Source organism: Alphaproteobacteria bacterium, assembly GCA_035625915.1.
GTDB lineage: Bacteria > Pseudomonadota > Alphaproteobacteria > JACZXZ01 > JACZXZ01 > DATDHA01.
The window spans coordinates 1-5,756 of sequence record DASPOR010000175.1 but is presented as its reverse complement, the minus strand read 5'-3'; the positions used below and the strand labels follow the sequence as shown (position 1 = coordinate 5,756).

Annotated in this window: 5 protein-coding genes; all 5 read left to right on the top strand. The window is 61.8% G+C overall.

What is annotated here, in order from left to right:
- The coding region (locus VEJ16_13480) for a carbamoyltransferase C-terminal domain-containing protein (GenBank protein HYB10675.1) at window positions 1–1,192 on the top strand (1,192 nt) is incomplete at its 5' end.
- A 72-nt stretch (window positions 1,193–1,264) separates the two neighbouring features.
- Window positions 1,265–2,926, top strand: a complete 1,662-nt coding sequence (locus VEJ16_13475; GenBank protein ID HYB10674.1) for a glycosyltransferase family 2 protein — start codon at window positions 1,265–1,267, stop codon at window positions 2,924–2,926.
- Window positions 2,927–3,002: 76 nt separating this feature from the next.
- Window positions 3,003–3,686 (top strand): SIS domain-containing protein, encoded by a 684-nt coding sequence (locus VEJ16_13470; GenBank protein HYB10673.1) that lies wholly within the window; start codon window positions 3,003–3,005, stop codon window positions 3,684–3,686.
- Window positions 3,683–4,672: a thiamine pyrophosphate-dependent dehydrogenase E1 component subunit alpha gene (locus tag VEJ16_13465; protein HYB10672.1), complete on the top strand. Its 990-nt coding sequence runs from the start codon at window positions 3,683–3,685 to the stop codon at window positions 4,670–4,672. Before VEJ16_13470 ends, VEJ16_13465 begins: the two co-directional genes overlap by 4 nt.
- A complete protein-coding gene (locus VEJ16_13460; protein HYB10671.1) occupies window positions 4,656–5,744 on the top strand; it encodes a transketolase C-terminal domain-containing protein in 1,089 nt (362 codons plus the stop codon). Before VEJ16_13465 ends, VEJ16_13460 begins: the two co-directional genes overlap by 17 nt.
- Window positions 5,745–5,756: the final 12 nt, after the last annotated feature.

Sequence of the window (5,756 nt, the reverse complement as noted above, 5' to 3'; positions counted from 1 at the left end):
GAAACACAAGCAGCTCATCCTGGAGAATCTCCTCGATCTCAAGGAAGACGGATCTTTCCGCGTGAACCTGGATTATTTCGATTACTGCACCGGCTTGCGAATGACGAACGAGAGTTTCGATCGCCTGCTCGGCCGCCCGCGGCGCAAACCCGAGGAGAGGCTCGAGCCTTTCCATATGGATGTCGCCGCGTCGGTTCAGGCGGTGACGGAAGAAGTGGTGCTCCGGCTCGCACGCTCGTCGGCAAAAGAAACGGGGATGAAGAATTTGTGCCTGGCGGGCGGCGTTGCCCTCAACTGCGTCGCAAATGGCAAGGTCCTGCGCGATGGTGCGTTCAGCGATGTCTGGGTACAGCCGGCGGCGGGCGATGCCGGCGGCGCGCTTGGAGCGGCACTTGCGGCTTATCACCTCTACCAGGGCCAGCCCCGACGCGTGAGCAATGTGCGCGACCATATGAGGGGCGGTTATTTGGGGCCGTCATACACGCAAAGCGAGATCGAGCGGCGGCTGACCGGCGCCAAGGCAAAGTTTCGCGTGCTGGACGACCGCGCCCTCATCGACGCCGTGGTGGGCGGCCTTGTCGAAGAGAAGGCCGTCGGCTGGGCCGAAGGCCGGATGGAGTTCGGACCGCGCGCACTCGGCGCGCGCTCGATCCTCGGCGACGCGCGTTCCGCGACCATGCAGAAGATTCTCAATCTCAAGGTAAAGTACCGGGAGTCGTTTCGCCCTTTTGCGCCGGCAGTCCTTCGCGAGGATGTCGCCGACTGGTTCGAACTCGACGGCGACAGCCCTTACATGCTGCTCGTCGCCGAAGTGAAAAAAGAGCGGCAACGGCATATGACCGCCGACGAAGAGGTTTTGTTCGGAATCGACAAGCTCAACGTTATTCGCTCGGAAATTCCTGCTGTCACGCACATCGACTATTCGGCGCGCATCCAGACGGTGCATCGAGATACGAATCCGCGCTTCCACGATCTCCTCACGGCGTTCAAGGCGCGCACGGGGTGTCCGGTTCTCGTCAACACGAGTTTTAACGTAAGGGGTGAGCCGATCGTCTGCACGCCGGAGGACGCGTTTCGTTGTTTCATGGGGACGGAGATAGAGTTGCTGGCGGTCGGTAATTGCCTGCTCCTTAAGGAAGAACAGGATCCGGCCTTGAAACGCGATTACAAGGACGCATTCGAACTCGACTGATCAGGTGCGAATGCCCAGGTGCCATTGCTGGCCGGAGATCGGTCGAACCCCACCCTCCAAGAGGCGCATGCCGTGAAATTCATCAAGCGAAGCGAACGCGTCAATCCCAAGATCAGTTTGATTTTGCTGGATTGGAGCGTGCGCGAGAGTTTTCACCTCCTGCACTATCTCGCCAACCAGACCGTCGAGCGCGCGCAGTTCGAAGTCATCGTGATCGAGTATTATTCCCGCGTATCGGAAACGATCAGGCGGTTCGAGGACCAAGTCGATACGTGGGTAACCCTCGAGATGCCGGAGAGCTGCTATTACCACAAGCATCTCATGTATAACGTTGGCATCGTGCTCAGCCGCGGCGATATCGTCATGATCGGGGATTCCGACGCGATGGTGAAGCCGACGTTCATGCGCCGCATCCTCGATCGGTTTCACGAAGATCCGAACATCGTCTATCACATGGATCAGTTTCGCAATTCCCGGCGCGATCTCTACCCCTTCAATTTCCCATCGTTCGAGGAGGTCGAGGGACGGGGGTGCATCAACGCGTCGGGCGGGAAAACGAGCGGCCTGCTGGACGATGTGGATCCCACCCACGTTCGCAACTATGGTGCGTGTATGTGCGCACGGCGGAGCGATCTTCTCGCGATCGGCGGGGCGGACGAGCACATCGACTTTCTCGGCCATATTTGCGGGCCTTACGACATGACCTTCCGTCTCGTCAATCTCGGGCGACGCGAGGTGTGGGAGACGGAGGAGTTCATGTACCATACGTGGCACCCTGGTGCGGCGGGTGGCGGGAACTATCTTGGCCCGCACGACGGTCGGCATATGTCGACGACCTCTCTTGAAGCCCTCGTGTCGAAGCGTGTCGAACCTCTCGTTGAGAATCGCGCGATTAGGATGCTGCGCACGGAGCGCGCGCATGACAGCGCCGAGGCACTCGCCCACGCCGTCGATACCGCGTCCTATCGGCTTTGGGACAGTAGCGCCCTCGATTCCGCCGGCGCGCGCCGCGTGCTTCCCGATCGGCAGGTGCCGGTCGAGGTTTATAAGGGTTATCGACTGGCGGCCGGGCCAGATCGGGTTTACGCCCACGCCGTAACCGAACGAGCCGTCCAGAGAAGCGTTGTTAGTTCGCCCCCCGACCTCGAGGGCGCCAGCGTCGCTGAGGTCAAGCGGCACATCGATATCCTCGCGTCGCGGTCCTTTCATTTGGCATCGTGGATCTTTCGCGTCTATTCGTTTTGCGCGCGACTCATATACCTGGTCCACCGGCGCGCGAGCCGGATGCCGCTCCCAATCCCCGACGTCGTCAAGACAGCCGTAGCGTTGGTTCTCGGGATGCCGCTCGCACCCCTACTATTCCTGTTGTTGCCGCTGAGGTCGATCGAGGCGGCCCGAAGCGTGGGCGAAGTCAGCCGGGCGCAGGCGAACACCCTACGAGACCTCGCCGTCGTCCTGGCTCGCTTGCAGGGCCGCGGCGATGCGAACGTCCCCGAAGTCGTGCTTTTTGGCGAAACGGCTCAGATTTTCTTCCTGCGGATGCTCTCCGTCATCGGGCTTTTGCCGCGTTTTCAAGCCGGCCGCGTCGGGACCGGTAGGGAGTTCGAGATTCGCCTTACGGGCCTCGAAAAGGCCGGATGGCGCGGCCGCGCGATCCTGCCAAGCGCCCTCTTCATACGGCTCTACACAGTCGCGGTGCGACATGAGCTTGTCAATCGTATGGTAATTGTCTAATGACTTGCCGGGCTTAAGGTTCGGCCAGGCGTTCGCGCATGGCGCTCTTTGGGAGGCTCCGATCGCGATTTCAACCTTGACCGGCTATCTCGGTCAATCCATCGACCTTTTGACACGAACGCGCACGGCGCAGTTGGAGAAGCTGGCTGAAGCGGCTATCGAGCGCATTTCCGCGGCACTCTCCCGCCGGCTCCCCTTGCTCGTTTGCGGCAACGGTGGATCGGCTTCCGATGCAATGCACATCGCGGGCGAACTGGTCTGCCGCTTCCACATCGAAAGGCCGGGTCTCAAAGTCATCGCACTCGGGGCGGACCCCGCGGCATTGACGGCTTGGAGCAACGATTATTCTTATGAGACAGCATTTGCTCGCCAAGTCGAAGCCTATGGGGAGCCGGGCGGTGTGCTCTGGGGCTTGAGCACGAGCGGGAATTCTCAAAACGTGATCGCCGCCTTCAAGCGCGCGCGAGCACTCGGGATGACCACGATCGCGCTGACCGGCGAGGGGGGCGGCAAGCTCGCGGCCCACAGCGACATTTTGCTCGACGTGCCGTCGCGCTCGACGCCGCGTATCCAGGAGGCGCACATCGCGATCTATCATTTCGTGTGTGAGCGGGTGGAAGCGCACTGCGCTGCGGCATTGTCAGCGAATCCGACTCCGAAAGCGGGAAAGACGGGCGCTGGCGCACGCGTGCCGCTCCGGGCCCCGCGGCGGTCCAAAGCCGTGACGGCTGCCGGCCGCCGAAGCGGCGTGGGTCGATGACCAAACGGGCTCCGAATAGCGTTGTTGCGGCAGTGGCGAGTGCTGCCGACATTGAGCGCATCTATCGCTCCCTTCGCCTCATCCGGCGGGCGGAAGAGGAGGTCGCGCGTATTTACCCTTCCAACAAGATCAAGAGCCCCGTGCACCTTTCGATCGGGCAGGAAGCGGTTGCCGTCGGTGTTTGCGATGCACTTCGCCCCGACGATGTCGTCTCGCCGACCTACCGGGGGCACGCAGCCTTCCTCGCGAAGGGGGGTGAGCTCAAGGCCATGATGGCGGAGCTTTACGGCAAGGCGACGGGTGTTACCGGCGGCAAGGGCGGCTCGATGCATTTGATCGACATGTCGCACAATGTGCTGGGCGCTTCGGCCGTCGTCGGCACGACAATTCCCGTAGCACTTGGCTACGCGTTGGCGCTGAAACGCATGGGGACGGACCGCGTGGTCGCGGCGTTTTTCGGCGATGGTGCGACCGAGGAAGGCGTTTTCGCGGAGAGCCTGAATTTCGCGGCTCTTCACAAGCTGCCGATCCTGTTCGTGTGCGAGAATAACTTCTACGCCATCCATACGCCGATCACGAAGCGGTGGGCGACGGAGCGGCTCTGTGAGCGCGTCGAGACCTACGGCATCCCCGCGCACCAGATCGACGACGGCGACGTGCTCAAGATCAGAGCGATCACGGCCAACAGCATCGCACAAATCCGACGCGGCGAACGCGGGCCGATTTTCCTCGAGTGCCGTACTTATCGCTGGCGGGAGCATGTCGGCCCCAACGAGGACTTCGACGCGGGCTACCGTGCGCGCACCGATCTCGCACCCTGGGTCGAAGACGATCAGGTCGCGAAACTCGGCGCCAAGCTGTCCGACTCTCTGCGCGCGAAAATCGACGCATCGGTCGAGCGGGAAATCTCCGATGCGGTCGCCTTTGCCGAAGCGAGTGATTTTCCAGGGCCGGGGGCGTTACGCACCGATGTCTATGCAAACTAACTCCCCATCGCCGAGCGCCAATACGCGGCTCTTGACCTATGTCGACGCGTTGCGCGAAGGCGTCGCACAGGAAATGCGGCGCGATCCCCGCGTCTTCGTTTTCGGCCTCGATGTCGACGATCACAAGGCGATCCAGGGTTCGACGTTCGGTCTCGTCGAGGAGTTCGGGCCCGAGCGTGTATTCGGGACCCCGCTCTCCGAAGACGCGATGACAGGGGTTGCGATTGGAGCGGCAATGGCGGGCATGCGGCCGGTCCATGTTCACATACGCATGGATTTTCTCATGCTTGCCATGAATCAGCTCGTCAACATCGCGGCGAAGAGCCATTACATGTACGGCGGCCAGGTTCGCGTGCCGCTCGTCGTTCGGAGCATGATCGGAAAATCATGGGGCCAGGGTGCTCAGCACTCTCAGGGCCTGCATGCCATGTTCATGCACGTGCCCGGGCTGAAGGTCATAGCCCCCTCGAACGCCTACGACGCCAAGGAGTGCCTGATCGCGGCGATCCGGGACGACAATCCCGTAATCTTCGTCGAGCATCGTCTGCTTTATTTCACGGATGCCTTCGTGCCCGAGGAAACGTACGAGGTTCCCTTCGGCAAGGCGCGCGTTTGCACGGCGGGCGGCGACATTACGATCGTCGGGATCTCCAACATGCTGGTCGAATGCATGCGTGCGCACGAGTTGCTCGCGGAGGAGGGTATCGAGGCCGAGGTGATCGACCCGATCTCGCTTCTGCCGCTCGATGTCGAGACGATTCTATCGTCGGTGCGCAAGACCGGGCGACTTCTCGTCGTCGACAACGCCTGGACCGGAACAGGAGCGAGTGCCGAAATCGTGGCGGCCGTGGCCGAGCGACTTGGAAATGGGCAGAGGTTCGAAGCAGTCCGGATGGGCTATGCCCCCACGACCTGCCCGACGACGCCGGCCTTGGAGAGCGAGTTCTACCCGGACCCCGCCAAGATCGCGCGTGCCGCTTACGCCATGGTGCGACCCGGCCAACCGGCGTGGTCGCCCGACCCGGAGCGGGCCAAGCTTGCCTATCAAGTCAAATTTCGCGGCCCATTTTGAGCCGTTCCAGCA

What these genes read in the sequence shown, in the direction of transcription:
- VEJ16_13460 (HYB10671.1), top strand. Translation starts at nt 4,656, where the DNA reads ATGTCTATGCAAACTAACTCCCCATCGCCGAGCGCCAATACGCGGCTC.
- VEJ16_13465 (HYB10672.1), top strand. Translation starts at nt 3,683, where the DNA reads ATGACCAAACGGGCTCCGAATAGCGTTGTTGCGGCAGTGGCGAGTGCT.